1 protein-coding gene is annotated in these 595 nt (G+C 68.1%); it reads right to left on the reverse strand.

The window, feature by feature from the left end; all coding sequences use genetic code 11:
• Positions 1-420, reverse strand: a 420-nt coding sequence (locus QMX80_RS19250; RefSeq protein WP_282278779.1) for an exodeoxyribonuclease VII large subunit, incomplete at its 3' end; no start/stop codon positions are given.
• Positions 421-595: the final 175 nt, after the last annotated feature.

Raw genomic sequence — 595 nt, forward strand, 5'->3', positions numbered from 1 at the left:
GATCACCGCCAGCCGGCGCAGGTGCGCCGGCAGCGGTTTCTTGCGTTCGGTGTCGAACAGGCCTTCGGCCTGCAGCCGCGCCTTGAGTTCCTCGAAGGCGCGGCGCAACGCGCCTTCGCCGGCTTCCTCCATGTGGTCCAGCACCAGCTGGTACTCGCCGCGCGCCTCGTACAGGGTCAGACGGCCGCGCGCCAGCACGCGCAGGCCTTCGCGCGGAACGAACTTCAGCCACTGGCTCTTGGGCCGGAACATCGCCGCGCGCACCTGCGCGCGTGCGTCCTTCAGGGTGAAGTACAGATGCCCCGACGAGGGCCGGCTGACGTTGCCGAGTTCGCCTTCCACCCACACCAGCGGGAACGCGCCCTCGAGCAGGTCGCGGGCGAGCGTGTTGAGCTGGCTGGGAGTGAGGACGTTGTCCATGGAGCGCGAAGGGAAACGGGAGGGCTATTGTTCCCGCGTACGGGCGGTAATGCCATGGCCGCAGATGAACCGCCGTAGGAGCGGCTTCAGCCGCGATGGGGCCTTGCACGTTGGATTTCCGGGGCGAAGGGACGGATATGCGGGCAATGCGGGAAAGCCCCATCGCGGCTGAAGC

The sequence above is a fragment of the Stenotrophomonas sp. PS02297 genome (assembly GCF_029959705.1).
Lineage (GTDB): Bacteria > Pseudomonadota > Gammaproteobacteria > Xanthomonadales > Xanthomonadaceae > Stenotrophomonas > Stenotrophomonas nitritireducens.